General features: G+C 46.6%; 24 protein-coding genes and 1 riboswitch. Of the genes, 1 reads left to right on the forward strand and 23 read right to left on the reverse strand.

Annotated elements, in window-relative coordinates; translation table 11 throughout:
* Positions 1-36: 36 nt before the first annotated feature.
* The 15 genes from M1J35_RS01790 to M1J35_RS01860 all read right to left on the reverse strand — a co-directional run bounded on the left by M1J35_RS01790 (position 37) and on the right by M1J35_RS01860 (position 14572).
* On the reverse strand, positions 37-591 hold the full coding sequence (locus M1J35_RS01790; protein ID WP_034765135.1) for a manganese efflux pump MntP: 555 nt from the start codon (positions 589-591) through the stop codon (positions 37-39).
* A gap of 105 nt (positions 592-696) precedes the next feature.
* Positions 697-1737, reverse strand: a complete 1041-nt coding sequence (locus tag M1J35_RS01795; protein WP_371928707.1) for an L-threonylcarbamoyladenylate synthase — start codon at positions 1735-1737, stop codon at positions 697-699.
* 305 nt (positions 1738-2042) lie between these two features.
* Positions 2043-2483, reverse strand: a complete 441-nt coding sequence (locus tag M1J35_RS01800; RefSeq protein ID WP_254652630.1) for a GNAT family N-acetyltransferase — start codon at positions 2481-2483, stop codon at positions 2043-2045.
* A gap of 131 nt (positions 2484-2614) precedes the next feature.
* On the reverse strand, positions 2615-3421 hold the full coding sequence (gene spoIIR / locus M1J35_RS01805) for a stage II sporulation protein R (RefSeq protein ID WP_254652631.1): 807 nt from the start codon (positions 3419-3421) through the stop codon (positions 2615-2617).
* A 349-nt stretch (positions 3422-3770) separates the two neighbouring features.
* On the reverse strand, positions 3771-4640 hold the full coding sequence (gene prmC / locus M1J35_RS01810) for a peptide chain release factor N(5)-glutamine methyltransferase (protein WP_305882326.1): 870 nt from the start codon (positions 4638-4640) through the stop codon (positions 3771-3773).
* 2 nt (positions 4641-4642) lie between these two features.
* Positions 4643-5713: a peptide chain release factor 1 gene (gene prfA / locus M1J35_RS01815; RefSeq protein ID WP_034765126.1), complete on the reverse strand. Its 1071-nt coding sequence runs from the start codon at positions 5711-5713 to the stop codon at positions 4643-4645.
* Between the two features lie 133 nt (positions 5714-5846).
* A complete protein-coding gene (locus M1J35_RS01820; RefSeq protein WP_254652632.1) occupies positions 5847-6299 on the reverse strand; it encodes a hypothetical protein in 453 nt (150 codons plus the stop codon).
* A gap of 341 nt (positions 6300-6640) precedes the next feature.
* Positions 6641-7252: a thymidine kinase gene (locus M1J35_RS01825; RefSeq protein WP_034765125.1), complete on the reverse strand. Its 612-nt coding sequence runs from the start codon at positions 7250-7252 to the stop codon at positions 6641-6643.
* A gap of 295 nt (positions 7253-7547) precedes the next feature.
* Positions 7548-7760 carry a 50S ribosomal protein L31 gene (rpmE, locus tag M1J35_RS01830; protein WP_034765123.1) on the reverse strand — a complete coding sequence of 71 codons (213 nt, stop codon included), beginning with the start codon at positions 7758-7760 and terminating at the stop codon, positions 7548-7550.
* A gap of 221 nt (positions 7761-7981) precedes the next feature.
* The gene (gene rho / locus M1J35_RS01835; RefSeq protein ID WP_034765121.1) at positions 7982-9244 is read right to left on the reverse strand and encodes a transcription termination factor Rho; all 1263 of its coding nucleotides are present in this window, start codon (positions 9242-9244) and stop codon (positions 7982-7984) included.
* A 316-nt stretch (positions 9245-9560) separates the two neighbouring features.
* On the reverse strand, positions 9561-10523 hold the full coding sequence (gene glpX / locus M1J35_RS01840; RefSeq protein ID WP_034765120.1) for a class II fructose-bisphosphatase: 963 nt from the start codon (positions 10521-10523) through the stop codon (positions 9561-9563).
* Positions 10524-10886: 363 nt separating this feature from the next.
* Entirely contained in the window at positions 10887-12170 is a 1284-nt protein-coding gene (locus M1J35_RS01845) for a UDP-N-acetylglucosamine 1-carboxyvinyltransferase (protein ID WP_206858198.1), read from the reverse strand.
* A gap of 178 nt (positions 12171-12348) precedes the next feature.
* Positions 12349-12990 (reverse strand): fructose-6-phosphate aldolase, encoded by a 642-nt coding sequence (fsa, locus tag M1J35_RS01850; protein WP_224522537.1) that lies wholly within the window; start codon positions 12988-12990, stop codon positions 12349-12351.
* Positions 12991-13171: 181 nt separating this feature from the next.
* Positions 13172-14029, reverse strand: coding sequence for a class IIb fructose-bisphosphate aldolase FdaB (gene fdaB, locus M1J35_RS01855; RefSeq protein ID WP_061810877.1), 858 nt, complete (start codon positions 14027-14029; stop codon positions 13172-13174).
* A gap of 180 nt (positions 14030-14209) precedes the next feature.
* Positions 14210-14572 (reverse strand): response regulator, encoded by a 363-nt coding sequence (locus tag M1J35_RS01860; protein ID WP_034765110.1) that lies wholly within the window; start codon positions 14570-14572, stop codon positions 14210-14212.
* A 193-nt stretch (positions 14573-14765) separates the two neighbouring features.
* Between M1J35_RS01860 and M1J35_RS01865 the strand changes: the two genes are divergently transcribed.
* Positions 14766-15290 carry a DUF2529 domain-containing protein gene (locus M1J35_RS01865; protein ID WP_254652633.1) on the forward strand — a complete coding sequence of 175 codons (525 nt, stop codon included), beginning with the start codon at positions 14766-14768 and terminating at the stop codon, positions 15288-15290.
* A 51-nt stretch (positions 15291-15341) separates the two neighbouring features.
* Here M1J35_RS01865 and M1J35_RS01870 read toward each other — a convergent pair whose 3' ends face one another.
* The 8 genes from M1J35_RS01870 to M1J35_RS01905 all read right to left on the reverse strand — a co-directional run bounded on the left by M1J35_RS01870 (position 15342) and on the right by M1J35_RS01905 (position 26666).
* Complete coding sequence (locus M1J35_RS01870; RefSeq protein ID WP_224522535.1) at positions 15342-16328, reverse strand: ABC transporter permease; 987 nt, start codon at positions 16326-16328, stop codon at positions 15342-15344.
* Positions 16297-17832 carry a sugar ABC transporter ATP-binding protein gene (locus tag M1J35_RS01875; protein WP_254652634.1) on the reverse strand — a complete coding sequence of 512 codons (1536 nt, stop codon included), beginning with the start codon at positions 17830-17832 and terminating at the stop codon, positions 16297-16299. The genes M1J35_RS01870 and M1J35_RS01875 overlap by 32 nt, the downstream gene beginning before the upstream one ends.
* A gap of 16 nt (positions 17833-17848) precedes the next feature.
* Entirely contained in the window at positions 17849-18925 is a 1077-nt protein-coding gene (locus tag M1J35_RS01880) for a sugar ABC transporter substrate-binding protein (RefSeq protein WP_254652635.1), read from the reverse strand.
* 96 nt (positions 18926-19021) lie between these two features.
* Positions 19022-19129: riboswitch (SAM riboswitch) on the reverse strand.
* A gap of 167 nt (positions 19130-19296) precedes the next feature.
* Positions 19297-20901: a CTP synthase gene (locus M1J35_RS01885; protein WP_224522532.1), complete on the reverse strand. Its 1605-nt coding sequence runs from the start codon at positions 20899-20901 to the stop codon at positions 19297-19299.
* A gap of 453 nt (positions 20902-21354) precedes the next feature.
* Positions 21355-21918, reverse strand: a complete 564-nt coding sequence (gene rpoE / locus M1J35_RS01890) for a DNA-directed RNA polymerase subunit delta (protein ID WP_224522531.1) — start codon at positions 21916-21918, stop codon at positions 21355-21357.
* 160 nt (positions 21919-22078) lie between these two features.
* Positions 22079-22261, reverse strand: a complete 183-nt coding sequence (locus tag M1J35_RS01895) for a hypothetical protein (protein WP_061810870.1) — start codon at positions 22259-22261, stop codon at positions 22079-22081.
* A gap of 488 nt (positions 22262-22749) precedes the next feature.
* A complete protein-coding gene (icmF, locus tag M1J35_RS01900) occupies positions 22750-26016 on the reverse strand; it encodes a fused isobutyryl-CoA mutase/GTPase IcmF (RefSeq protein WP_224522530.1) in 3267 nt (1088 codons plus the stop codon).
* Positions 26013-26666 (reverse strand): TetR/AcrR family transcriptional regulator, encoded by a 654-nt coding sequence (locus tag M1J35_RS01905; RefSeq protein ID WP_034765087.1) that lies wholly within the window; start codon positions 26664-26666, stop codon positions 26013-26015. Before M1J35_RS01905 ends, icmF begins: the two co-directional genes overlap by 4 nt.
* Between the last annotated feature and the right edge of the window lie 34 nt (positions 26667-26700).

Genomic DNA, 26700 nt, shown 5'->3' on the forward strand with positions numbered 1-26700 from the left:
AAGCCCACCCCGAGGGACGGACCTTCACCAGCCAATTCAAATCGGCAAAAGTAGCTTCACACCAAACGCAAACAGGATACTCCCCCCAAGTGCCTCGCTGTACGTTCCAAGCACTCCCTGGAATTTCCGGCCGATCAATAATCCTGCCCACGTCAACACGGTAGCCGCGATCCCGAAACAGAAGAGGGCGACGGCTGTCCTTGCACCGAAGATCCCGAGGGTCAGTCCCACCGAAAAACTGTCCAGGCTTACACTCAACGCAAAAAGGATCAATCCAAAGCCCACCGGCGATATGAGAGTTGTGTCCTCCTCCTTAAAGCTCGACATGAACATCTGGATTCCAAGGACGATGAGCAGGACACCACCCGCATAAGCCGCAAAGGACCCGAACGTTTCCGATAGAAACTTCCCCGTCATCATCCCGAGGAGCGGCATCCATACATGAAAGACCCCGACAACCAACCCTATATAAAAGACCTGCTTTAATCTCAGTTGGAACATACCCATCCCTATCCCGATCGAAAAGGCATCCATCCCAAGAGCAAATGCCATTAACATCAAGGTCATCAGTTCGCCGATAATTGTTGTCATTTTGTTTTTCCCCCTCCGGACATGCCTACAAAACAACTTATGCACGTCCAAAGGGATTTAGAATACAAAACAAAAACCCCTATGAAAGATCATAGGGAAGGATAATCATCCTTTTATTACCCGGTAACCGGCCGCTTTCTGAAGACGGTTCATGATCGCAAGCCCGACTCCTTCTTCCGGAAACATCTCCGCAAAAATAATATCCACATTACTTCTATTAAAAGCACGCAGAGTGTCGTAGAGATGCTGGGCGACTGTTTTCAGATCGTCCCGGCGTCCGGCTGACAGGATGAGATCCGCCTGATACCAATCCATTTGTTCCTCCGTCGTCAGGACCCCGACTTTGAGCCCCTCTTCCTTTTTCTCATCCACCAATCGCTGCACATCTTCCTTTGTACCGTCCACAAGATAAACAGGGGCATCCGGGGCGTAGTGGGTGTATTTCATCCCGGGTGATTTCGGGGCACCCTTGCCTTCTTTCAAGGAAGGATCCACTTCCACTTTCCCGACGACTTCTTCCAGCTGCTCTTTCGTGATACCGCCTGGACGCAAAATGACCGGGATTTCCCCCGTACAATCCACGACCGTCGACTCGACACCGACTCCCGTTTCGCCGCCGTCCACCACTCCGGCGATCCGGCCATCCAGGTCATCGATCACATGCTGAGCCGTTGTCGGACTCGGTTTACCCGAACGATTCGCACTCGGAGCGGCAATCGGAAGTCCCGATGCCTCGATAATGGATAGCGCCACGGGATGGTCCGGCATCCGGATCCCTACAGTATCGAGTCCAGCCGTCACCCTTCCGGAAAAGACGTTTTCCTTATTTTTAAAAATAATCGTCAGTGGCCCCGGCCAATAGGCATCAATGAGTTTCGAAGCATCCATCGGGATCTCTTCGACCAGCCCCTTTAACTGCTCTTTATTTGATATGTGGACAATCAGTGGATTATCCGATGGCCTGCCCTTCGCTTTGAAGATTTTTTCCACCGCAGTGTCCGATGTGGCATTGGCTCCCAGTCCATAAACCGTCTCTGTCGGGAACGCCACCACCTCATCCTGTTGAAGAATCTTCGCTGCATCCACAATTTGTGGATAACTTTTGTTTTTATCCACATCACTTTCCACAATCCAATGTTTCATCATCTATGTCATCCACCTTTATGTTACTAAGCTACATTTCATCACTTTTTATCTACAAATACTGAATTTACAAGTTCCTATACTTTTGAAAGTATAAAAGAAACACCTTGAATTCTCAAGTATTATCCACAAACTGCGTATAACTTGTTGAAAATTGTGGATAAACCTGTGGATGGTGTGAATAATTCTGAAAAAAGAAATAGTTACCGCTTTCTCACATTTTGTCGAATGGCAAACGAAAAAAACTGAACCATTTTTATGAGAATGGTTCAGTCCTGAATTCTCCGATAAAATCCTTGTCGAAAAATCTATAAATCCAATTTCATGGTGATACAGTTATCCACAGTGGATAACTTTTTTGCATGAATGAAGTTCTCCAGCTCATCCACACCAGGATCAGCTTCTTGTTGAAAACCCAGCAGGTCAAAGAACGCGAGGGATGCTTTCCGATTGGAAATCAAATAGAGACGCTTCAGATCCTTTTCTTTCGCAAGCTTTAAAATCTCCTGAAAGAGAGCAAATAATTCTTCACTTTCAAATGAAGAAGTGACTACGAGTGATCGAAGAAGGCCGATCTTCCCCTGCACCTCGATTCCAAGCGTCCCGATCAAACGATTTTCTTCATCCTCCACTACTAAAAAACAATCAATGCTATGTTTAATGCCTTCCGTGCTCAATCCTGCTTTCGTCAAGAAGGCCACGACTTCATGAATGTCCTCATTCGTTGCCTGGCGGATCACTTTCAACATCCTTTCATCCTCCCTTTTCTATCATCCTCTAGTATCAATGTATGAAGGAGGGAAGAGATTAGAACAAGGAATGCTAGAAAGATAGATTTTTTACCAAGAAAAAAGCTCCATCCACACGGGATGCAGCTTTCTTAATTGAATAACCCTTTGAATAAATCTACCACGAAGAAGCGAACCTCTACTTCTTCCTCTTCGGAATCTTCTACGAAGACCGGTTCTTCTTTTTCTACTTCTTTTTCAACCGGGACCTTTACTTCCTCTTTTTCAGTCTCATCAATTACACCGGCTTCTACTGCATCCACTTCGACTTGCTTATAGGCAATCATGTCATATTCCGAGTCATCTTCACTCACCTGAGTTGCATCTTCATGATCTACTTCCGTCACTTCATTCCCGCTAGCCTCCACTTTCGTTTCAAAACCTGTGCTTCTTACGGCATTTCCAGTAGAGAAATCCAGGAAGCATAGTGGCGGATAAAGGACGCACCACCAGTTTGCGCCTTCTCCTTTACCAAGTGTGATCAATACCGCTTCGTACTCACCAGCCGGATAAAGGTACTGACCATATAGTTTCGTAGGAAAGTCGACTTTACCAAACTCCACTTTCACTGATTGATCCATTCCTTCTGCGGCGACGACGTCCTCCGCAATTTTCTGAAGCTGCGGCAAGCCTTCCTTGATGACTGCTTTCGCCTCATCCTGTGAAGTCAGATTCGATACCCATTTCGTAATCTCTTTGTTGACTTCATCCCGGACAAGTCTCTTTACGTTCTGATCCGCATCCAAATCACTATTGGCGAGGATCCGCAGGCGAATCGCCTCATCCGGAATCACCATCGTCTCCTGTGCCGCCATTTCCTGCTTCGGTATATATAAACTTAGAATCGTTCCTAATGATAGAATCAAGATATACAATAGTACTATGTGTTTTGTTTTCATGTCCTCTCCCCCTTGGTAAACAGTGTGGTCAAAATGGGGGAATCTTAAACTAGTAAAATAACATTTTTGTTTGGGAAAATTGGTTGGGTGGCTTATTGAAGATAAACGTAACTGTAATGATTAGATCAGTAGCGAGTGGTGGTTGATTTCCGCTGCAGGTGCTCGCTTTCCGCGGGGCGTGAGTTGAGCCTCCTCGGGCTTCGCCCTGTGGGGTCTCAACTTTCCCGCTGTTCCCGTCGGAGTCGAGCACCTTCCACTTCAATCAACTTATGAGATTACATATTGTAATAGTATTGAACGGTTTTAACACAAAAAAACACCCCCGATCACTATAATCGAGGGCCTAACACTAATTTTTCCTCACACAAAACACCATACGATCTTTCCCATTGATATCATGGACGACTTCTGTTTCTGCATCCGGGAAGGTGGCGCGCAGGAGATCCGCAACGGTCTCTCCCTGGCCGACGCCGACTTCGAAGCCGATCAGGCATTTTTCTTTCATGACAAGAGGCAGTTCCTCCATAAAGCGTTTATAGAGATCATAGCCATCTTCTCCGCCAAACAATGCGAGTTCAGGCTCATGCCCGATGACGACATCTAATAGAGTTTCGCGATCTGTCAACGGAATGTACGGAGGATTCGATAGAAGAACATCCAGCTTCACTCCGGCTTCGATCAATGGCTTCAACAAATCTCCTTCAAAAAAGCGCACATCTGCGTCGAGTCTCCTGCTATTCTCCCTGGCAACCGCCAATGCTTCCCTCGATATATCAACAGCCATCATCTCAAGAGGCAATCGCTTTGACTCAAGCTTCAACGTAACGGCAATCGCCCCGCTGCCTGTCCCGACATCGGCGGCCTTAAGAGGAGCAGCCGCATCACGGAACAAATCCTTTATCTTCTCCAGACCATAATAAATGAGCTCTTCCGTTTCCGGTCTCGGAATCAGCACATGCTCATTCACCACAAACTCACGGCCATAAAACTCCTCAGTCCCGATAATATGCTGTATCGGCACCCCGCCAGCATGCGAGCGGATCCCCTCCTGGAATTCGTCCCATTTTTCTGGAGGGACGGACCTACGTTGTTCTGCCAGCAGCTGCGATCGGGACATGCCCAGTAAATGCCGCAAGTAGATTTCTCCCACATTCTCATCGCGGCCATTCTGGACTAAAAAAGAAGAAGCCCATTTCAGGGCTTCAAATACCGTCACCATGACTATTCTTCCAGTCTTTCAAGAAGTTTGGACTGATCTTCGATGATCAATGCATCGATGACTTCATCCATCTTTCCTTCAAGGATTTGGTCAAGCTTCTGGATCGTCAGGCCGATACGGTGATCCGTGACGCGGTTTTGTGGGAAATTGTACGTACGGATACGCTCCGAACGGTCACCGGTACCAACGGCCGATTTACGATTGGCATCGTATTCCGCTTGAACCTCGCGTTGGAATTTATCGTACACGCGGGCACGCAATACTTTCATCGCTTTTTCTTTGTTCTTGATTTGGGACTTTTCATCCTGACACGACACTACGACACCTGTCGGGATGTGCGTCAGACGCACGGCAGACATGGTCGTGTTAACACTTTGTCCTCCCGGGCCGCTTGATGCGAATGTATCGACACGGATATCTTTATCGTGGATATCGACCTCGACTTCTTCCGCTTCAGGAAGGCAGGCTACCGTTGCCGTCGACGTATGGATCCGTCCGCCGGATTCCGTTTCAGGTACACGCTGTACGCGGTGCGCTCCGTTTTCGTACTTCATTTTGGAGAATGCACCATTTCCGTTGATCATGAAGATGATCTCTTTGTATCCACCAACACCAGTGGAGTTCGCTTCCATGACTTCGATCTTCCAGCCTTGGGATTCAGCGAAGCGGCTGTACATGCGATATAAGTCACCGGCAAACAGGGCGGCTTCATCTCCACCTGCTGCACCGCGGACCTCCATGATGACGTTCTTATCATCATTCGGATCTTTCGGGATCAATAATATTTTCAGACGGGCTTCCAACGCTTCGATTTGCTCTTCAAGCTCGGAAACTTCTTCCTTTACCATTTCACGCATATCAGCATCAAGCTTATCATCCAGCATCGCCTTCGCGTCTTTATACTGCCCGGTCAATTCTTTATATTCTCGATATGCTTCTACCGTTGCTTGGATGTCTGATTGTTCTTTTGAATAATCTCTTAGCTTCTTTGGGTCATTCACAATTTCTGGATCACTCAATAGTTCATTTAACTTATCATAGCGATCTTCCACTGCTTGTAAACGATCGAACACAGCTATTCACCTCAATTTTAATCCATAACAGTACAATTATATTATATGGTGTATGTAAACACAAGGAGGAGCGGGAATGGAGAGGGGAGGATTTCACGTAAAAAGGGGCAGCCGATTGAGCTCCCCCTTTTCATTATCTTTCGGTGATTTTCACATTGATATCGTACCGGGGAATCGCTCTTTGCAGTTTGTCTTTGAGCATGGCTTCCTCTTTATCGGTTTCGGCCATATTCATTTCTTTCTTCGTATGAGCGGTCACCCACATTTGATTCCCATTGATCCACACCTCATCAGGTTGGAATTTCGTATTTTTTCTTACGACTTCACGGGCTTTGTCTTCATACACACCGGTAGTCGTGGAAGTCGTCCCTTGAGAATTGGTCAGGTTCGGGAAATTGGGGTTTTGATCAGTGATTTCCCGCACGTTTTTATCCTGGCGCTTATCCATCTCCGCTTTTCGATTATCAATAAAACGGGTACCGCCGCTGTCATTATGCACACCGTATTCCGACTCCTGATTCACACCACATGCTGTAATCAAAAGAAAGAAAACGGTAAATGATAAAGCTAATGCTATCTTTTTCATGCTTTCACACCTCCTGCTTTTAGGTTTTCCTGGAGGAGGGTGGTTATGCACGAGTTTGAATCAGGCTGTAGAAGTGCATAGAGGGAATATATGTAAAAATACGCAAATAACGCAACAATGACGCAATTACGGCTGAAAACGACGCAATAATCCGTAAAATGCCGCAATCACCTTCGAAAATGACGCAATCCCGGTCCGCAGACAGCTTACCAGATAGAATAGCATAGCTGAAACATACTTCTTACGACTGCATATGTGCACAAATACTCGATTTTGATTTCACTTTCCTTAAAAACATAAAAAAACAAAGCCCCAAACCGAGACTTTGTTCAAGAAAAATTTTATACTTCCTTCACCATATCCGGAGTGACGCTCATCCCGGTCGGTACTTCATGATGATGGCGGCATCTTGGCTCGTACGCTTCAGACGCACCGACAAGGATGACGGGATCATCGTAACATGCCGGTTCACCGTTGATCAGACGCTGAGTCCGGCTTGCCGGAGAGCCGCAGACGGCACAAACGGCTTGAAGCTTCGTCACTTGTTCGGCAATGGACATCAAATCCGGCATCGGCCCGAATGGCTCTCCCCGGAAATCCTGGTCAAGACCTGCGAGGATGACACGGTATCCGCTGTTTGCTAATTTCTGGACGACGTCGACGATGCCTTCGTCAAAAAATTGAACCTCATCAATGGCAACGACGTCCACCTCTGGATTCAGATCATCAAGGATCATGCTTGACTCCTCGACTGCTTTGGCAATGACAGAGGTACCATTATGAGATACAACCGATTCATCGCTATAGCGATTATCTAGTTTTGGCTTATACACAGCAATCTCTTGTTTAGCAAATTGAGTGCGTCGTACCCGGCGGATCAGTTCTTCGGATTTACCTGAGAACATGCTGCCGCAAATGACTTCTACCCAACCCGTTTGTTTCATGACATACACGAAAGCGCCTCTCCTTCCTTACACGTTGTTCTATAGAAAAACAGCCTGGCTGTTAGTAAAAACGTACTACACTTATAGTTAAAGCATTCCTTTATGTACGGGAATAATGCTCAAAACCCGGTAATTTGGCAGAAAAAAAGAGGCACAGCTCAATTGGAACTGCCTCTATTTCTTCAACCATTTGCTTTAAACGTAATAAAAAACAGGCAAGCATGAAGATCCTTGCCTGTTTTTCTAAATAGAAGAGAAGGTGCGCTACGCACAAAGGCGTAGGATGCGTCCTTCTGGCTCTTCATTATTGTTGTTGATTTTTAAGACCGTATTTTTTGTTGAAACGGTCAACACGTCCACCAGCGTCAGCGAATTTCTGACGTCCTGTGTAGAATGGATGGCATTCAGAACATACCTCAACGCGCATTTCTTCCGCTACAGAACCAGTTTCAAATTCGTTACCGCAAGCACAGCTAACTTTGATCGTGTTGTACTTAGGATGAATTCCTGATTTCATTTCTTTCATCTCCTTCCGCCCTGAATCATCTGAGACAGAGTAATTTATTACGAAGATATATGTGATATGAGCATAAGCATGAGAGTAATAGCCAGCCCCTTACCACATCCAGTTTTTAAAAACACATTGATATCATTATAACAAGGACAAGGTATTTTTGCAACCTGCAAAACTGGAAATTCCAGTCACCCTTTTCCTTGAAAAATCATTTGATTACTAGATTAACGCTTCTTGGACTCTTCTGTCAACACATTGAAAAATTCTTCATTCGTCTTCGATTGCTTCAGCTTCCGCATAAGCTTCTCGGCGAAATCAGGCTGATCGGACATGGCTTTTCTGATCGCCCACAGTTTTTCAAGATGATCCGGTTTGATAAGAAGTTCCTCACGACGCGTTCCGGAACGACGGATGTCGATGGCCGGGAAGATACGGCGTTCTGCAAGGGAACGGTCCAAGTGAAGTTCAAGATTTCCTGTTCCTTTGAACTCTTCATAAATGACGTCATCCATACGGGAACCTGTGTCAACAAGCGCCGTTGCAAGCACCGTCAAGCTTCCGCCTTCTTCAATGTTACGGGCAGCCCCGAAGAATCGTTTCGGACGGTGGAATGCCGCAGGATCGATACCACCGGAAAGAGTTCGTCCACTTGGCGGGATGACGAGATTATACGCACGTGCGAGACGTGTGATACTATCCATCAGGATGATGACGTCACGCTTGTGCTCCACGAGACGCATGGCGCGCTCAAGCACGAGCTCGGCCACTTTGATGTGGTTTTCCGGAACCTCATCAAATGTCGAACTGACGACTTCTGCTTCAACTGAACGTTCGATGTCCGTTACTTCCTCTGGACGCTCATCGATAAGAAGAATGATGAGTTCTGCTTCCGGATGATTCGTTGTGATCGAATTGGCGATTTCTTTGATTAGCATCGTCTTACCAGCTTTAGGCGGAGCCACGACTAATCCACGTTGTCCGAATCCGACTGGTGCAATCAGATCCATGATACGTGTAGAAATTTTATTCGGTGTTGTTTCAAGCTTCATTTGACGGTCAGGGTATAAAGGCGTCAATCCAGGGAAATGCACGCGCTCTTTCGCAGAATCCGGCTCTTCCCCGTTCACCATTTCAACATGAAGCAGTCCGAAATAACGTTCGTTTTCTTTCGGAGGACGTACTTTCCCTGATACTTTATCCCCGTTTCGAAGGTCGAAGCGACGGATTTGCGATGCAGAAATATAAATATCCTCAGAGCTCGGAGAATAGTTGATCGGTCGTAAGAAACCGAAGCCTTCTGATTGGATGATCTCAAGGACACCTTCCATGAAGAAGAAGCCTTCTTGTTCTGCACGAACTTTAAGGATGGCAAAAATCAGTTCTTTTTTTGTTAATTTACTATAATAAGAAACTTTGTATTGTTTGGCTAGCTCATAAAGCTCTTTCAGCTTCATATTTTCTAAGCTAGAGATTGTTAACTCTTCCATTATGACACCACGCTTTATTAATTTGTCCTACCTGAAAATAAAAATGAAGGGTAGATTTTCTTGAAAATGAAGAAATAGTTGAAGCATATATAAAGAAAAAACGCTGAAGGTAAAAACCTTATCTATTGTAACCATACTTTTCGTTAAGAATCAATGACTGGGTAAAAAAAGGAAGGTAGATTTGGTAGATAGGCAGCATTTTTTCACCTAGGAAGAAAAAAAGTGAGTGATAAGAGTATGGATGGGCAGGTGTTCTGCCCATCCGTTACTCTCATTTAAGAGGAGTTGGTTTCTCTCTCTGTATGGCTTGTTTCTATTATCTCATGACCAGGTTCGGCTTTTTTTGAAGACTGTGGCGTCCGTCGATGAATCGGACGGTACCGGACTTCGCACGCATAACGACTGAATGAGTCAGGCCGTATGTCCCTTTGAGCTGAACACCTCTTAGCAGTTCCCCGTCTGTTACACCTGTTGCTGCAAAGATGGCATCGTCACCGCATACGAGGTCTTCCATTCGAAGGATCTTGTCCACATCCAGCCCCATGCTGATACAGCGCTGAAGTTCCGCATCGTTTTGTGGAAGAAGCTTTCCTTGAATTTCTCCTCCAAGGCATTTCAACGCAACGGCCGCAAGAACTCCCTCTGGAGCACCGCCGGATCCGAACAGGATATCGACACCCGTATGATCGAATGCCGTGTTCATGGCTCCTGCCACGTCTCCATCATTGATCAGCTTGATGCGGGCTCCCGCTTCTCTCAACTGCTGGATGATATGTTCATGACGCGGGCGATTCAAGACTGTCGCCACCACGTCTTCAATATCCTTATTCTTTGCTTTCGCAACGGCTTTCAGGTTATCGATGACAGAAGCGTTGATGTCGATTTCCCCGACCGCTTCCGGTCCGACTGCGATTTTATCCATATACATATCTGGTGCATTCAGTAGGTTTCCATGGTCCGCCACCGCAAGTACCGCCAGTGCATTCCAGCCTCCGGAAGCAACGATGTTCGTTCCTTCCAACGGATCGACGGCTACATCGACGCGCGGACCGTAGCCTGTCCCTAATTTTTCACCAATATAAAGCATTGGAGCTTCATCCATTTCCCCTTCACCGATGACGACCGTTCCTTTCATCGGCACGGTATCGAATACATCGCGCATGGCAGAAGTTGCAGCGTCATCCGCTTCATCCTTCTTTCCGCGACCCATCCAGCGTGCAGATGCAAGGGCAGCCCCCTCTGTTACTCGAACTAGCTCCATTGATAAACTTCTTTCCATGTATATAGCCTCCCGTAATCCCTTTTGTTTTACAATAATCTTTAATTGTATAACATATTAACAGATTTATTGTAACACATTAAGGCGGTTTGAGAGACTGTTTTTCGAAAAAAGTAGGACATAATGGTTAAATAGACTAGAGATTTTCTGGTAAACCAGGATAGATGTAACTCCAATTAGCGACAAATGGTTGATTTCCACTCCAGGGCGCTCGCTTTCCTCGGGGCGGGCGGTGAGCCTCCTCGGCTTCGCCTGCGGGGTCTCACCTGTCCCGCTATTCCCGAAGGAGTCGAGCGCCCTTCCGTTCCAATCAACAATAAGGTTTAGTGTAAATGAAACTCTCTCAATTTAATTTCACTGAACTTAGGACTTCATCTGCTCCATTTCCTCAACGGACATCTTCTCACGCCAGATGGTGGCACCGAGGCCTTCGAGTTTGGCGACGAGGTCGCTGTAGCCGCGGTCGATGTGTTCGAGGCCGGTGACTTCGGTGATTCCTTCTGCCATTAAGCCTGCGATGACGAGGGCGGCTCCTGCGCGGAGGTCGCTTGCCTTCACTTTGGCTCCCTGCAGTTGGACGGGACCGTTGACGATGGCGGAACGTCCTTCGACTTTGATTGTGGCATTCATTCTTCTCAGCTCATCGATATGCTTGAAGCGGGCTGAGTAGATGGTATCCGTTACGACGGCAGAGCCTTCTGCACGATTCAACAGCGTGGTGAACGGCTGCTGAAGATCCGTCGGGAATCCTGGGTATACCAATGTTTTCACATCGACGGATTTAAGCTTGTCCGCCCTGCCGATGAAAATCTGGTCGTCGTTGGTTTCTACAGGCACTCCCATTTCACGGAGTTTGGCGATGACCGATTCCATATGTAACGGGATGACATTGTCGACGAGGACCCCTTTACCCACTGCTGCGGCAAGGATCATGAATGTCCCCGCTTCGATACGGTCAGGGATGATGGTGTGACGGCAGCCGTGAAGCTCGTCCACTCCATCGATACGGATCACGTCTGTTCCTGCTCCTTTGATCTTCGCACCCATATTGCTCAGTAAGGTGGCGACGTCAATGATTTCAGGTTCTTTTGCCGCATTTTCAATGATCGTTCTGCCTTTCGCGCGAACCGCTGCAAGCATAATGTTAATCGTTGCACCGACACTCACGACATCAAGGTAGATGCGGGCACCTTTTAGTTCATCAGCACGGAGATAGATTGCACCCTGTTCGTTGGTGACTTCCGCTCCAAGTGCCTCGAACCCTTTAATATGTTGATCGATCGGACGCGGACCAAGATGGCATCCACCCGGTAATCCAATGACCGCTTTTTTGAATCGTCCGAGCATCGCCCCCATTAAATAATAGGAAGCACGAAGCTTTTTCACCTTTCCACTTGGTAAAGGCATGGACACCATTTGACTTGGATCTACACTCATATCCCCATCTTCCAATGTGACTGAACCACCGATCTCTTCTAAGAGATCTTTCAGCGTTCTTACATCTGAGATGTCTGGTAACCCTTCGATTGTGACTGGAGAATCAGCAAGAATGGTTGCCGGGATCAAGGCTACCGCACTATTTTTGGCCCCACTGACTTTAATGGTACCTTCCAGGGGATAACCTCCTGCAATTTTTAACTTTTCCATATTAAACTCCCTTCCACTGTTCATCGATTTAGGGCATGCTTCCCTAGACCTAAAACAAAAAGGATTATTTTTCCAATAGAAGACGTTCTAAGAAGTATTGTCTACTAGTGTATACATAATTCGTCAAAACATGTATAGGATAATCGGATTTTTTTCCTTTAGACCGATTGACCTAAAATCAGCGATTATTCCAGTCATTCAAGAAGGCATCGATTCCTTTATCCGTCAGGGGATGTTGGAATAATTGCTTCAATACTTTAAGAGGTACGGTTGCGATATGGGCCCCTCTGAGCGCCGCTTCCGTAATATGCTGCGGATGGCGGGTGGAAGCCGCGATGATTTCCGTTTCCAGTCCGTGAATCGCAAAGATTTCGGCAATCTGGGAAACCAGCTCCAGACCGTCATGTCCGATATCATCCAATCTTCCTAAAAAAGGCGAAACATACGTCGCTCCAGCACGGGCGGCTAAAAGCGCCTGATTCGCACTGAAAATCAGCGTGACATTTGTCTTGATCCCTTCTTTAGCAAAAGTGGATGCAGCCGTCAGACCGTCCGGCGTCATTGGAAGCTTCACCGTAATATTAGGCGCAATCTTTGCAAGCTCCCTTCCCTCTTTAATCATGCCTTCAGCATCCAATGCGATGACTTCAGCGCTTACAGAACCAGGGACAAGATCCGTGATTTCTTTTAGTCTGTCCTCGAATGTGACGCCCTTCTCTTTTGCTACAAGGGACGGATTCGTCGTCACTCCTGAAATAATACCCCAGTTAAATGCTTCCTTGATTTCACTCATGTTTGCTGTGTCTATGAAAAATTTCATTTCCTATACCCCATTTTCGACAAAATTTTCAATCATCTTTTAATGAACGGAAGGGACTGACCCAAAAGGTATCAAACCTCTCCCGGTGCCAGTCCCATCCTACAGCTTCATTCTTTTTCTACCACATAAGGAAAGCCCGTAATCTATCACGGAGGACTTTCCAAACATTACCTGTCTTCTATTACGCCTGGTTAGAAGAACCGAATTCGCGCATTTTGCCAGCGACTGTCGCTTTGATCGCTTCGCGTGCAGGTCCCATGTATTTACGTGGATCATATACTTCTGTATCTGCTGCAAGTACTTCACGTACCGCTTTAGCAGAAGCAATTTGGTTTTCAGTGTTTACGTTGATTTTAGCTGTTCCGAAAGAAATCGCTTTTTGGATATCTTTTGTAGGGATTCCAGTACCACCGTGAAGGACTAGAGGTACTCCAGTCGCTGCACCGATTTCTTCCATTTCTTTGAATCCTAGGTTTGGTTCACCTTTGTAAGGACCGTGAACAGAACCTAGAGCTGGTGCAAGAGTATCGATACCCGTACGTTCAACCATCTCTTGACACTCTTTAGGATCTGCATAGATAACGCCGTCTGCTACTACGTCATCTTCCTGTCCACCGACAGTTCCAAGCTCGGCTTCAACAGAAACACCTTTAGAGTGAGCATATTCAACCACTTTAGAAGTCGTTTCAATGTTCTCTTCGAAAGGACCGTGAGAAGCATCGATCATAACAGAAGTGAATCCTGCATCGATCGCTTCTTTACATTTGTCAAAGCTTGAACCGTGATCTAAGTGGATCGCAACAGGAACTGTGATGTTCAAGTCTTCCATAAGACCTTCAACCATTTTCACAACTGTTTTGAAGCCGCTCATGTAACGGGCAGCACCTTCAGATACACCAAGGATGACAGGTGATTTTTCTTCTTCTGCCGCTTGCAGGATCGCTTGAGTGAACTCAAGGTTATTCAGGTTGAATTGACCTACCGCGTAGCTTTTTTCTTTTGCTTGAATAAGCATGTCTTTCATTGAAACTAAAGGCATAGTTATTTCCTCCTTTTATTCAGTCAGTCGACCATTTTGGTATAAATGGCGGTGTTATGTATAACACCTTGTGACATAGTTAACAAATTCACTTGTATCATACCAAAACAGAATTGATTTTACCAACTGCAGAGGCAAAATGTAAAAAATACTACTATTTTCACTATTCAAATAAATTCCTTATACTGGAATATACTGTCTGACGGCCTGTCTGATATCGTCAATATCAAACGGCTTCGCAAAATGAGTAAGCGCTCCCAAGTCCTTTGCCTCCTGAATCATGTCGAGTTCTCCGTAAGCAGTCATGATAATGACACGGATATCCGCATCTTTCTGTTTCATCCGCTTCAGGATTTCAATTCCATCCATTCCAGGAATTTTCATATCGAGCAAAACCAGATCAGGGGAATGCTTATCTACGATTTCAAGAGCCTGAATGCCGTTCGCAGCTTGAAATGTTTGGTAGCCTTCCTTTTGCAACACTTCATTTAATAGAATCCTAATACCAAATTGATCGTCCACAATCAGAATCTTCTCATTCATATACCCCAATCCCCTTTACATTTTAATAAATTATGTATTCCGACGTTAAATAATTGTATATTTATTACTTATTCTCTTTTTCTGTAAAAAAATCCTGCTTGTTCTCAAGATTTTGCTAGAGACCTTTTTCCCCTTTATAATAAGGGTTATGATGAGAAATGTCGAAGATGAATATGGAAGGAGATTGAACTTTATGATTAAAATGTTCACCACACAGTTAACGGGACTGTTCAAACGGATTTATGATAAACAGGAATTCGAAATCGAGGACGGCGCACGCCTCCTTGCCCAGGCCGCCATCGGACAAGGAAGCATCTATATAAAAGGCTACCGGGAAATGGAAGCCGTCACCGCTGAAGCCCTGTTCGGCGCCGAGCCGCTTCCTTCTGCTAAACGATATGATTCTTCCGTTGAACTGACTGAAGCGGACCGTGTCCTGATCGTCACCCGTTATTCGACGGATGAAGAAGCAGTGACGTTTGCGAAGAAGCTTTCTGCTGAAGGTGTGCCCTTTGTAGCGGTGTCCGGATTGGTGGAAGGGGAAGAGAGTCTTGTGGACCTTGCTGACATTCATCTGGATACAAAAGTGATCAAAGGGATGCTCCCCGGCGATGAAATCGGTGAGCGCGTGAGTTTCCCGTCAAGCATGGCTGCCCTTTATCTCTATTTCGCATTGGGGTTTGTGATCCGTGAGATGTTGGAGGAGTATGAGGACTAATTCCTGAAAGTAATCGAGAGGCACCCGACCGGGATGCCTCTCTTATTTTTTTCAACCTTTGCGCTTTTTCGCATGAATATACGTCACGGCCAACGCTAATACCAATACACTTCCTTTGATGATTTCAAATGCATAGTATGGGAGGTTCATCATGGTCAATCCATTCAGCAGGACCCCGATCAGGGCTGCCCCGAAGAAGGTTCCGAGTATGTTGGGTTTTCCGGCACCGAGGACGGAAAAGCCGACAAATACGGCTGCGACGGCTTCCATCAGCAGCGGGGCACCGGCGTCCATCTGACCGGATCCGACCCGGGCCGTGAACAGGATTCCGCCGATCGATGCGAATATGCCTGACAAAACGTAGGCAATCAGCTTCACTCTCTTCACACGGACTCCGGATAAGCGTGAGGCTTCTTCATTTCCCCCTGTCATATACAGGATACGGCCCCACGTGGTGAAATGCATGATCACATACACAATCGCGACCAGTACGAGCATGATCCATACCGGTACCGGCAGGCCAAGCCATTTCCCCTGACCGATCCACAGGAACGTGTCGGAGAATTCCCCCGGCGCCGTGCCTCCGGTTGTCATGGGCATGTGATTGTAAATCGAATAACCTTCTGTATATGTACGGTGAACACCTGAAATGATGTACATGGCCCCTAATGTTGCGAGGAGATCGGGAATACCGAATTTCACGATCAGTAAGGAGTTGAACAACCCCACCCCTGCCCCCACCAGTAATGGAGCGAGAAGGACGATCCACAGCGGGGCTTCATACCAGACCATCAACGATGCAGTCACGACCGTGGATAAGGAAACCGTCGATCCGACAGACAAATCGAAGCCGTCGACAATGAGGGTGAAGGTGACCCCGATGGCCACCAGTGTGACGATGGAAATCGACCGCAGGATATCTGACAGATTCCCGTATGTAAAGAAAAAGGGATTGTAGAAGCTGAAAAAGAGGAGGATCACCACCATCAGTACAATGGCACCGTATTTAAATAGTAAGTCGAGTATCTTGCCTTTCATGCACATCCGTCCCTCCTGAAGCATAAAACAATATGATTTCCTGCGTCGCTTCTTCTTTTGTTAGTTCTTTGACGATCCGGCCATCATACATGACGAGAATCCGGTCCGAGATCGCCAGGATTTCTTGTAACTCACAGGAAAAGTAGAGAATCGCCTTCCTTTTTTCGGCGAGGTCTTGAATAAGGGAGAAGATTTCCTTTTTCGCTCCCACGTCCACCCCTTTGGTCGGTTCATCAAATAAGAATACCGAAGCCTCATCCGTGAGCCACTTTCCGATGGACACCTTCTGCTGATTACCCCCACTTAAAAAGTTCGCCTGAACATTCTCATGGGCGGTCTTGATTCCAAGGGAGCGAATTTTTTCCTGAGCAAGCTTTCGTTCCTTCTTCTTATTGATCCATAACCCGTTGGATACTTTCTTCAAGGAAGGAAAGCTGAGATTGTGCTGAACCGATTCATGAATGAAGAGCCCCTCTTTCCGCCTCTCTTCGGGAACGAGTGCCAATCCATTTTGAACCGCGTCCTTGGGAGAGTGAATCTTGAGCTTTCTCCCTTTGAGGAAGAACTCTCCTCCTTCAAGGCGTGAGGTTCCGAATAAAGCTTTGGCAAGCTCCGTTTTTCCAGCTCCGACAAGGCCCGCCACCCCGACTATTTCTCCTTCTTTGACCGATAAGTGAATATCCTTCACTTTCCGACCATCGTCGAGCCCCTTCACCTCATACAGTGTTTCACCCGCGACAAGGGAGCCCTTCTGGAAATCTGCCTGGAATGCCCCACCCAGCATGGCCTCTATGATTTCGTGGGAGTTCGTTTGATGTGTTTCATACGTTCCGACTGTCTCCCCGTCTCTCATCACGGTGATGCGGTCGGAAACTTGAAACACTTCAGGCAGCCGGTGGGAGATGAAGATGATCCCCACTCCCTCTTCTTTCAAATCGTCTATCACCTGGAATAACCTTTCTGTTTCTGAAGAACTAAGTGGTGCCGTCGGTTCATCCAGGATCAGTACTTTTGCTTTGTGGAGAAGGCTACGGGCAATAAGGACCAACTGCTTTTCAGCCAGACTTAACGAAGCGGCGGGCTGATGCAGGGGGATCGATTCGGCCCCGATCTTAATGAGTGCCGCCTCTGCTTCTTTTTTCAGCTTTTTTTGGGTGATGAAGAGGGAACCTTTTTGCGAGAAATGATCCAGGCAGATATTTTCCGCCACCGAGAGCTCGGGAACGATGGCGGTATCCACTTCCTGGTAGACACAGTGAATGCCGTTTTCCTTGGCTTCCTTCGGAGATTCATAGACTCTTTTTTCAGAGAGAAGAGTGATATCTCCGCTGTCCCCGACATAAGCTCCTGATAAAATTTTCATCAGGGTGCTTTTCCCTGCGCCGTTCGCTCCCAGCAGGGCATGAACTTCTCCCTCCCGGACATCGAATCTAGCATTTTTCAAGGCTTTCACGCCAGAAAAGCTCTTGTTGATACCCGACATAGTCAATAGTGGAGACGTCATCGATCCCAGCTCCTTTCTAGTTTGTGAACGAAGATTCGAGCTCTTTCAGCTCATCTGTATACCCCTGCTCACTCGCTCCCCATCCTTCAATATGCTCGTTCAATTGATCCGTTGTAATCGATTCTTTCGGTAAAGCAGTTTTTTCAATGAACACGGGGTCCAATTTCACTTTTTCAGGCGTTTCTTTCCCGTTCAGCTTTTGATAAAGGAAGCGGACCTGGACCCTGCCGATATCTTTCGGATCTACCGCTGCCGATGCCACCCATGGGCTGCCGTCTTTTTGAATGATCTGAAGATCCTCGTCACTCATGTCGATTCCGTATACTTTGATTTCATCTCTTCCTGCCGCTTCAATTGCACGGACGGCCCCTTTCGCAAATTCATCCCACGCTGCCCAGACAGCATCGATGTCCCCTTTGTTTGGGTATTGTTTCAAGATCGCCTCCATCTGAGCCTGTGTATCAAGCGCTGTATTCTGACTCGCTGCTCCAAATGCCGCGACTTCTTTAATATCCGGATTCCCCTTTAAAAATTCTTCGTATGCCGCCTGACGTCTTTCCATGGGTGCAAAGCCTGCGACCCAAATTTTTACGATTTCACCTTTGCCGCCAAGCTCATCTGAAAGCTTCGTCAAGGTTTGTTCAGCCATTTGTTTGTCCCCCTGCTCGAGGACCGTCACTCCTTTTGATGCCACGTCCGCATCGAAGACGACAACCGGAATATTTTGGTCTTTCGCCTTTTCCACCCCTGATTGCAGTGCTCCTTTCGTTCCATGGTCGATCAGGATCCCATCAAACTTCTGGTTGATGGCCGCGTCCAGGTTAGAGGACATTTTGGCGAGATCGCCTTCCGAAGTGAACACTTGAACCTTCCCCCCGAACTTTTCCACCTGTTCCTTGACCCCTTCAATGTATTGAGCGGAAAATGTCCCGAGATTGATTTGCATGATAAGGGCGATTTTTTTATTGGCTAACGGATGATCGGAAGTCGCTTCCCCGCCGTCTGCTTCCGCCTCCTGTGATACCTTTGGCTGACAAGCCGCCAAACTGAAAAGTAGTGCGATTAATACGAGTAATGATGCCGCTTTTTTCATCTTTCTTTTCTCCTCCCGAGGGTGTCCCCCTCTATTTTTTCAAATAAAAAAACCCCTTTTCCCAAGAGAAAAGAGGTTTATGTATAAATAAACGTGCTCTTATCACTCAGGAAATGCTTCCTGCAGGTCTTAGCACCTTTCCGTCATAAACGGTAGGTTGCCGGGCGTCATCGGGCCAGTCCCTCTGCCAACTCTTTATAAGAGAATATGAAATTTGGTTGTGTTCGCTTTTGCTATAATCGCTATATTAACGATATGTGGAAATATTGTCAATATTCTTTTTAAAAAAATTCTGTGGCGGGTCTCCGGAAATGATCACCCAACACTACAAAAAAGCCCTCCCAAACCGGGAGGGCTCTATCAATCAAATCTTATTTCTCACCATACGCAAGGGACGCTTCCACGAAGTCTCTGAATAGAGGCTGCGGGCGTGTCGGGCGTGATGTGAATTCCGGGTGGAATTGAGATGCGACGAACCATGGGTGGTCGCTCAGCTCGATGATTTCCACAAGGCGGCCATCCGGGCTTGTGCCTGAGAAGATGAATCCGGCTTTTTCCATTTGCTCACGGTAGTGATTGTTGAATTCGAAACGGTGACGGTGACGTTCGTATACGACTTCTCCATCGTAGGCTGCATAGGCTTTTGAACCTTTTGTCAGCTTACATGGGTATAGTCCGAGACGAAGGGTCCCGCCAAGGTCTTCGATATCCTTTTGTTCCGGTAAAAGGTCGATGACCGGATATGGCGTTTCAGGATTCAGCTCAGCAGAGTGTGCTCCTTCAAGTCCAAGGACATTACGCGCATATTCGACGGATGCGAGCTGCATGCCAAGGCAGATTCCAAGGAAAGGAATCTTGTTTTCACGGGCATATTGCGTCGCAGCGATCTTTCCTTCGACACCACGGTCACCGAAGCCGCCTGGTACAAGGATTCCATCCACGTCAGCAAGCTTCTCTGCCACATTTTCGTTGTCGACAAGCTCAGAATTCAACCATCTCACTTCAATATCGCTGTCGAAATGGTAACCTGCATGACGAAGGGCTTCCACTACAGAAATATAAGCATCCTGTAATTCAACATATTTCCCTACAAGAGCGATCCTTGTTTTGCGGGAAAGGTTTTTCACCCGGTCAACCAGTTCATTCCACTCGGTCATGTCTGCTTCATGGCAGTTCAGCTTCAAGTGCTGACACGTGATTTCATCAAGTTTTTGATCCTGAAGGGCAAGTGGTACAGAGTAAAGCGTATCTGCATCCATTGCTTCGATTACGGCATGTTTATCGATATCACAGAATAACGCGATTTTGTCTTTCATATCCTGGGTCATCGGCATTTCTGTACGTACAACGATGACATTTGGCTGGATACCGAGACTGCGAAGCTCTTTTACACTGTGCTGGGTCGGTTTCGTCTTCATTTCACCCGCCGCTTTGATATAAGGAATCAGCGTACAGTGAATGTACATCACGTTGTCACGACCGACATCACTCTTGATTTGGCGGATCGCTTCAAGGAATGGAAGGGATTCGATATCCCCGACCGTTCCACCGATTTCCGTGATCACGACATCAGAATTCGTTTCGCGGCCGGCACGGTACACGCGCTCTTTGATTTCATTTGTGATATGCGGGATGACTTGTACAGTCCCGCCAAGATAATCCCCGCGGCGCTCTTTTTTCAGAACAGTAGAATAGATTTTACCCGTTGTCACAGAGCTGTATTTCGTCAGGTTGATGTCAACGAAACGCTCGTAGTGACCAAGGTCAAGATCCGTCTCAGCACCATCATCGGTTACGAATACTTCACCGTGCTGATAAGGACTCATCGTTCCCGGATCCACGTTGATGTATGGATCGAACTTCTGGATGGTGACGCTCACTCCACGGTTTTTCAATAGTCTTCCAAGGGACGCTGCTGTGATCCCTTTCCCTAGTGACGACACTACGCCGCCTGTTACGAAAATATACTTAGTCATGTATATGTCCCCCTTATAAAGTAAGTTTGGTTCAAAAAAAGTAGAGGGTGTCTCTTATGTAGTCATGTCATGAATTTATCTTGTTCAAAGAAGGACAAGTCCATTCTCCCAAAATAAAACCAAGTGCATAAACCAGCTAAAAGACAGCCTCTTATTATCAAGATACGTAAAGATGTAAGGGGTCTTAAAAGAATCGATCCTTCACACTTAAAACCTTGTCATGTCAAAGCATTCTTCTGTATAAAAACAAAAAACGCCCCGCTTACAATCTTGTAAGGGGAGCGTGATATACGTGATCTGTCCCTTTTTAGGGAGCCCAAATAAAATACTACCTTCCTAAGAGGTAGAAGTCAAGCATAGAATAAGGGATAGAATTTTCACTCATTTCACGCAAATCAAAAGGCCCCCGGAAGGCCCAAAAGCCTGGCGGGAGCCATACTGATTCGGGAGAGATTATTTCTCTTCCTCTTCTTCCAATTCGTCTTCTTCGTCTTCATCTTCATCGTCGACATCGTCGAATTCATCGATTTCGAGCTCTTCCTCGTCCTCATCAAGATCCAGATCCTCGTCTGCATCATCAACATCGACATCGTCGTCGTCATCCGTCAAATCATCATCGTCGTCTGCATCGTCCAGATCATCATAATCGAGATCTTCATCATCAAGATCATCGAAATCATCCAGATCCAGATCTTCGTCTTTCTTCTTCGCTTTTTTCTTTTTGCTGGATTTCATCGTTGGAACGGTCTCTTCCTCGATTTGATCAACCGGGTACCATTCTCTTAATCCCCAACGGTTATCACCCATGGCAATGTATCGTCCGTCAATATTCAAGTCCGTGTAGAATTGAAGTAAACGGCTCTTAACCTCTTTATCAGAGATTTCAAGCAAACCTTTGATTTCGCTTACGATCTCTTCAAATGCCATCGCTTGCTTTTTCTCTACTAAAATTTCATGTGCCAATTCAATGAATGACGTTTGACGCAATTCTTCTTTGGATAATTGCTTAAGACTCACTTTACGCACTTCCTTTCTCTATTTCACACTCTACTAAGTAGAGTAAAAAAGGGCAAAAATTCTCCATTATCAATTTTAACCATATTCAACATTATAAACAATATAAATCACTTTATGCCAGACATATCTCGATTTTCCCGCATTTTTTTCGCATCTGATTTCAGGATGGTCTGCCATTTCCTAACTTCTCTTCTTTTTGACCGTTTTTGATCACCCTGAACGCTTCATAAAATAGATAAAAAGAGAGCAGGAAAAATGGGATGGCACCCAGTTGAAATTGGTATAAAAGGATGGCGGCGTATATGGTGATGATGAATAGTATGCAGCGTAAAATGGTCTTCACATTCTCACATCCAAACGTATGTATCGTACTTCCCCTGTCTACTTATCTGATAATTCTTATTATATAGGATATCTTACCCTATAAGTATTAAGTTCATGTTAAAAGTTGGTTGATTTCGTATAAAGGATAGACGGTTTGGCGGGATTTTAAACTTGTTGGGCTTTCTTTTTCATTTTTTATGAGAGAGACGTGGTTGATTTCCGCTTCAGGCACTCGCTTTCCTCGGGGCGTGAGTTGAGCCTCCTCGGCTTCGCCTGCGGGGTCTCAACTTTCCCGCTGTTCCCGAAGGAGTCGAGTGCCTTCCGCTTCAATCAACTTAGTATCAAGTCTTTTTATAAGCAACCGTAAACAACCTATCTACTTGAAACGCTACCAAAAAAGCTTCATACCACCATCATTCATACTATGCATACTGATCATCAAATATAAGCCATTTGTAAAAAAGAGACTACTGCCCCCCTACAGTAGTCTCTTTTTCCTTTTCGTTGTTACATGTTGCGTCGGTATTGGCCGCCTACTTCGTAGAGGGCGCGTGTGATTTGGCCGAGGCTGGCAACTTTTACGGTTTCCATGAGTTGTTCGAAGATGTTTCCTCCGCCCACGGCTGCCTGTTTCAGGCGGGTGAGGGCTTCTTCGGTTTTGTCTTTGTGCTGTGATTGGAAATCCCGCAGATTATGGATTTGTGTCTCTTTCTCTTCTTTTGTGGCACGTGCCAGTTCCATACTGTCCATGTCTTCTTCAGAAGGCGGATTCGGATTCAGGTACGTGTTCACTCCCACGATCGGCAGCTCACCTGAATGCTTCTTCATTTCGTAGAACATGGATTCCTCCTGGATCTTGCCCCGTTGATACTGGGTTTCCATCGATCCCAGTACGCCGCCGCGGTCATTTAAGCGGTCGAATTCTGTGAGGACCATTTCTTCCACGAGATCCGTCAGCTCTTCTACGACGAACGATCCTTGAAGCGGATTTTCATTTTTCGATAATCCGTGTTCTTTCGTGATGATCATCTGGATCGCCATGGCACGGCGCACGGATTCCTCCGTCGGTGTCGTGATCGCTTCATCATAAGCGTTCGTATGCAGGGAATTACAGTTGTCCTGCAGGGCCATCAACGCCTGGAGCGTCGTACGGATATCATTGAAGTCGATTTCCTGGGCATGAAGGGAACGACCTGATGTCTGAATGTGATACTTCAGTTTCTGACTGCGTTCATTCGCACCGTATTTATCCCTCATCACCGTCGACCAGATGCGTCGTGCGACACGTCCGATCACCGTATACTCAGGGTCAAGGCCGTTCGAGAAGAAGAACGATAAGTTTGGTGCAAAGGCATTGATATCCATTCCACGGCTTAAGTAGTATTCCACGTACGTGAAACCGTTCGCCAATGTGAAGGCAAGCTGGGAAATCGGATTCGCTCCCGCTTCTGCAATGTGATAGCCGGAAATCGATACAGAGTAATAGTTCCGTACTTTGTGATCGATGAAATATTGCTGGATATCCCCCATCATGCGGAGGGCGAATTCAGTTGAGAAGATACATGTATTCTGACCCTGATCTTCTTTTAAAATATCTGCCTGAACCGTTCCTCGGACGACTTGAAGGGTCTGTTCCTTCACTTCCACATACTCTTCGACTGTGAGTACGCGGCCAAGCTCTTCTTCCTTCATGCGGATCTGCTGATCGATCGCCGTGTTCATATACATGGCAAGGATGATCGGTGCAGGACCATTGATCGTCATGGACACGGATGTGGAAGGAGCACACAAGTCAAACCCGGCATACAGCTTCTTCATATCTTCCAGCGTACAGATGCTCACTCCGCTCTCCCCGACTTTTCCGTAGATGTCAGGACGGTGATCCGGATCTTCACCATATAGGGTTACGGAATCAAATGCTGTACTCAAACGTTTCGCATCATCATCTTTCGACAGGTAGTGGAAACGGCGGTTCGTCCGTTCAGGCGTTCCTTCACCGGCGAACTGACGCTTCGGATCCTCTCCTTTACGTTTGAACGGGAATACTCCTGCTGTATAAGGGAACGAGCCTGGAACATTCTCTTTGTACACCCAATCCAGAATTTGACCGTAGTCCTTATATTTCGGAAGGGACACTTTCGGGATATCGAGTCCGGATAAGCTCTTTGTCTTTAATTCAGTGACAATCTCCTTATCACGGATCTTTGTGATGAATTGATCCTTGCTGTACGTTTCTTTAAGGTCATCCCATTTTTGTAAAATCTGTTTCGATTCTGATGTCAGTTTGTTTTCGACTTCTTCTTTCAATGTTTGAAGGGACGTCACGACCCCGTCATTCGTTTCTTTTTCATTGACCGCTTCGATTGCCCCTTCAAGCTGGAACAAACGGCGTGCCAGGTTTACCTGCTCTTCTGCTTTTTTATGATAATTGCGGACGGTTTCTGCAATCTCACGGAGATAATAACGGCGATTATTTGGAATGATGACGTTTTGCTTTTCCACATCGACATCTTTCGAGAAGCCCGTTTTCCAATCCAGCTCCATTTTCTTGTTCACCGTTTCAATGATGGCTGCAAATAAAGCATTTGTGCCCGGATCATTGAACTGGCTGGCAATCGTTCCGTACACAGGCATGTCATCAAGGTCTTTATCAAACAGCATATGACTGCGCTGGTACTGCTTCTGTACCTGGCGTCTCGCATCCTCAGAGCCTTTGCGCTCGAACTTATTGATGACGATCAGATCGGCATAATCGATCATATCGATTTTCTCAAGCTGGGACGGGGCACCGAACTCACTTGTCATCACGTACATGGACATATCACAGATCTCAGCGATTTCCGCATCCCCCTGCCCGATCCCGCTCGTTTCCACGATAATCAGGTCATATCCTGCCGCTTTCACGACGTTGATCGCGTCCTTGATCGCCAGTGAAAGTTCCGTCTTCGATCCACGTGTAGCAAGGCTTCGCATGTAAACACGGGGATTGAAGATCGCATTCATGCGGATCCGGTCCCCAAGTAGGGCTCCACCTGTTTTTTGTTTCGTTGGATCGATAGATAGAATCGCAATCTTCTTTTCAGGGAGTTCATTGATGAAACGACGGATCAGTTCATCCGTCAATGAACTCTTCCCTGCTCCACCGGTTCCAGTGATCCCAAGGACAGGCGCTTTTTTCGCCAAGCTCTTGATTTCAGAAAAAACGGTCTGGGCTGTCGCTGCCACTTCTTCATTGGCCCCGACTTGATATTCGGCAAGTGAGATCAGCTTCGATACCGTATTCACATCTCCGGTTGAAAGCTTCTCGACTTCCTGATTCACGCTTCCCTTGATGGTAGGGAAATCACATTCCTCGATCATCTTATTGATCATGCCTTGAAGACCCTGGGTACGGCCGTCTTCAGGAGAGAAGATGCGGGCAATCCCGTATTCGTGAAGTTCTTTGATTTCACGCGGGATGATCACTCCGCCGCCTCCGCCATATATGCGGATGTGGGAAGCCCCTCTTTCGTTTAAAAGATCGTACATATATTTAAAATATTCCACGTGTCCACCCTGATAGGACGAAATCGCAATCCCCTGAACATCTTCCTGAATAGCAGCATTGACGACTTCTTCTACAGAACGGTTATGTCCCAGGTGGATCACTTCCGCTCCACTTGCCTGGATAATCCGACGCATTATGTTGATCGATGCATCATGTCCGTCAAACAGGCTCGACGCCGTGACAAAACGTACATGGTGCTTTGGTTTATAAATCTCAACCGTGCTCATATTACTCCCCCTGTTCTCCCTTGTTTTTCAAATCCGATAATCCCTGCAAAAAGCAGCTCGATTTGAAGATCGATATATTCCTCGAGTGTGAATCGTTTCTGCATGGCCCAACGACGGAATCCCCACATCTGCCCCTGGACGAATACATTCTGAGCCAGCATATGGCACTGATTTTCATCAAGCTCAAGCTTTCCACTTTCCACGCAGCCTTTGATCAGGTCCTCAACCATCCCGACCATTTCAAGTTCCTTGCGAAGGACATAAGGTAAAGCATCCTTTGACAGGGACTTCGCTTCCTGATACATGACAAGCACTTCATCCTGCATCCGGTCCATCACCTTGAAATAATGGGCGATGCCAAGCCTCAGGCTCTCAATCGTCCCTTTGCCGACGTCCAGCTCCTCAAGCTCCAATCGAACCTGTTCATAAATGCTGTCACACACTAAATACAGGACATCTTCCTTTGTTCGTATATATTCATACAGCGTTCCGATACTGAATCCGGCGGCTTTTGCGATCTCTCTGGTCGTGGTGCGATGAAACCCCTTTTGTTTAAACAGAGAGACGGCCCCGCGAATCATCTGATCACGCCGCTTTTCCACCAAACGCTCATCCTTAACCGAAGCATGAACTTCCCTCTTCTTATTCAAAACAACCTACCGCCTTTATATTCCGATTCTCCCA

Origin of the sequence: Rossellomorea sp. KS-H15a, from assembly GCF_024195245.1 — a bacterium.
GTDB lineage: Bacteria > Bacillota > Bacilli > Bacillales > Bacillaceae_B > Rossellomorea > Rossellomorea vietnamensis.